At 67.5% G+C, this 2,523-nt stretch carries 5 protein-coding genes; 3 read left to right on the top strand and 2 right to left on the bottom strand.

Features of this window, described 5'->3' with window-relative positions; all coding sequences use genetic code 11:
- Nucleotides 1-482 precede the first annotated feature (482 nt).
- Nucleotides 483-608 (bottom strand): ribbon-helix-helix protein, CopG family, encoded by a 126-nt coding sequence (locus tag ABZW18_RS34570; protein ID WP_356195437.1) that lies wholly within the window; start codon nucleotides 606-608, stop codon nucleotides 483-485.
- 95 nt (nucleotides 609-703) lie between these two features.
- Here ABZW18_RS34570 and ABZW18_RS34565 point away from each other — a divergent pair, with 95 nt between their 5' ends.
- From ABZW18_RS34565 to ABZW18_RS34555, 3 genes are read left to right on the top strand one after another with little or no spacing between them, the layout of a single operon-like run.
- Nucleotides 704-1,414, top strand: coding sequence for a pentapeptide repeat-containing protein (locus ABZW18_RS34565; protein WP_356195434.1), 711 nt, complete (start codon nucleotides 704-706; stop codon nucleotides 1,412-1,414).
- Nucleotides 1,415-1,419: 5 nt separating this feature from the next.
- A complete protein-coding gene (locus ABZW18_RS34560) occupies nucleotides 1,420-1,692 on the top strand; it encodes a pentapeptide repeat-containing protein (protein ID WP_356195432.1) in 273 nt (90 codons plus the stop codon).
- 57 nt (nucleotides 1,693-1,749) lie between these two features.
- Nucleotides 1,750-2,055 (top strand): YciI family protein, encoded by a 306-nt coding sequence (locus tag ABZW18_RS34555; RefSeq protein ID WP_356195430.1) that lies wholly within the window; start codon nucleotides 1,750-1,752, stop codon nucleotides 2,053-2,055.
- 33 nt (nucleotides 2,056-2,088) lie between these two features.
- On the opposite strand, the gene ABZW18_RS34550 is transcribed toward ABZW18_RS34555, so the two are convergent.
- A partial coding sequence (locus ABZW18_RS34550) for a class I SAM-dependent methyltransferase (protein ID WP_356195427.1) occupies nucleotides 2,089-2,523 on the bottom strand: 435 nt, incomplete at its 5' end.

Raw genomic sequence — 2,523 nt, 5'->3', positions numbered from 1 at the left:
TCCCGGATCGCGAAGCCGAGTCCCGCTTCGACCGGCACGTCCCGCCCCAGCTCGACCGTCATCGTGACGGTGTCACCGGGACGCGCGACCGCCACCCCGCCAAGGTCGATCGTTTGCGGACGCTCTCGGGCGAGGGTCAGGGCGGCTCCGCGCACAGCAGAGCGCCCCGCCCTCCGTGTGGAGGTCGGGGCGCGATCCCCGCGAATGCGGGGCCGACTGGGATCCGAGACAAGACTACGGATCATCCCCGCGCAGGCGGGGAGCAGTTCCAATTGCCCCCGATACTGGGGCCACCCCCGCATCGGCGGGGAAATTGCTTGATCAGCTGGTAGTTCTCAACCACCCAACGGATCACCCCCGCGTCGGCGGGGAGAGTGACGCTAATCCGGATCAGGATTCCGAACCCACGACGGGTCACCTCCGCTCACGCGGAGAGCGACGCCACGCCATGTACGGTAGCGCACCGCCCCGGCGCCGCAGGGCTACTTGCCGGACTCGGCTGCCTGGACCGCATCGGCGGCGGCCTGACGCAGCCACTCCGCACGGCTCACACCGGCGTCCTTCGCAGCCTGTTCAATCCGGTCCAGCAACTCTTTCGGATAGGCCACGTTGATGGTGGGCCCGATCGCCGGGCGCCCACACCCTGGGGGTTGACTGCGGGGGCGGACTCCTCCAGCCCCCGTCGGCTGAGGAAGCCGCGTTCTTGAACATCGACACCGACAGCAGGATCTTCCGCGTTCTGCACACCGGATGCGACGAGGAGGACCAGGTCGTCGCCGTCTCGGAACACGTCCTGCCAGTAAGCCTGTGGTCGCTCACTCCTGCTCCGGCGCCCACGCCGCCGGGAGCCGAGACCAAGAGTCGCAGACTCGCGCACTGCAGTCCGCTATGCCGTGTGATGTTTCCTTTTGTCACCTGGGGAGCGGCTGATGTCCAGTCATCGCGGTCTCTTTCCCCGGTCGCCATCGGGGCTCTGATCATGACTGCCGGGCTGGTCGGCATCGTCGTCGGCCACGTCTCCGCCAAGGGCTGGACCTGGTCGGGTCTGGTCAGCGATGTCGGCACCTCGGTGGACGCAGAGCTCGTCGCCGTCGCGGTCACCGTGCTGATGATTGACCGCCCGGCCGAACGGCGTGAATCCGTCAGGCTGCGCCAACAGCTAGTACGCGAAGCAAGCAGCACGGACCACGGACTCGCCCTCCGCGCAATCCTCGAACTGGACGTCCGTGGCTGGCTCGCCGAAGGGGCGCTCGTTGAAGCCCGTTTGCGGGACGCGAACCTCCACGACATTGTGCTTGAAGGGCAGGACCTCCACGGAGCCGACCTGGTCGGCGCGAACCTCCGCAAGGCCAACCTCTCGCGCGCCAACCTGACGGACTGCGATTTCAACAGGCCGACCTGTCCGAGGCCGTGATTGAGATGACCGACTTCACCAGGGCACGGCTTCAGGACTCCCAGCTGAATCACGCGGACATGGCCCAGGCGATACTCCGGTCCGCCGACCTGGCGGGGGCCAATCTGGCCCACTCCGACCTCACCGAGGCGGACCTGCGAGGAACGGTGCTACGCGGCGCCGATCTGACCGGCTGTCTGCTGGACAACATCAGCATGGACTCATCCACCACCTGGGACGAGACGACGCGATGGCCCGCCGGTTTCTCACCGCAGGCAGTCGTCGGCGCGGCGATCTGAGCGTGCCCCGGCTCCGGCCATCACCATATGCGCGACCGCCAACACAAGGAGAACCGCATGCAGTTCATGCTCATCGCCTACGACGGCACGGACGAAGGTGCCCTGGATCGCCGCCTGGCCGCACGTGAGGCGCACATTGCGCTGGGCGATAAACTGGTCGCCGAAGGCCACATGCTCTTCGGCGTCGCCATCCTCGACGAGAACGACCGGGTGACCGGGTCCATGCTGATCCTGGAATACCCGTCGAGGGCCGAGCTGGACGCCTGGCTCAAGATCGAGCCGTACGCCGTTCAGGACGTGTGGAGGACCATTGAGGTGAAGCCGGTGCGCGTCGGCCCATCCTTCGTCGGGCTGCACAAGTAGCCCTGCTCGCGGCAAGTAGGGCGTGCTGGGCCGTCACTGCTTGCCGGCGATCACGAGATACGGGCCGCGCGTCTCGAGCATCCCGGGCGCGACGGCCGCGTCCGGCCAGCGGCCGTAGCCCGCGTCCGGATCGCCACCCGCGGACACCTGGATCTCCCAGCCGAGCGGGGCGAAGACCTCCTCGGGCCGGTCACTGCCCGACTTCCACGGATGCCCCTGCTCAGCCATGCGTGCGCGCCAGGCCGCCATCCCTGGGCTGTCCAGGATGGTCTGGCCGACGTAGTCCGCAAGGAGTCGGCTCCCGGCGGCCGACAAGTCAGTGAGCCGATGCAACAGCACGTCGCGCTCGTGCGGTTCGAGGAAGTACAGCAGTCCCTCCACCAGCCAGCACGTGGGCTGCTGAGGATCGAATCCGGACCCAAGCAGAGGGCCTGTCCAGTCGGCCAGCAGATCTACTCCGAGAGGGAC

This window comes from Streptomyces sp. NPDC004647 (assembly GCF_040609575.1).
Taxonomy (GTDB): domain Bacteria; phylum Actinomycetota; class Actinomycetes; order Streptomycetales; family Streptomycetaceae; genus Streptomyces.
The sequence above is the reverse complement of the archived record's forward strand: the minus strand, read 5'-3'. Positions and strand labels throughout refer to the sequence as shown.

Bases quoted from the DNA above. Each gene is read 5' to 3' on its own strand.
- ABZW18_RS34560 (WP_356195432.1), top strand. From the start codon at position 1,420: ATGACCGACTTCACCAGGGCACGGCTTCAGGACTCCCAGCTGAATCAC.
- ABZW18_RS34555 (WP_356195430.1), top strand. From the start codon at position 1,750: ATGCAGTTCATGCTCATCGCCTACGACGGCACGGACGAAGGTGCCCTG.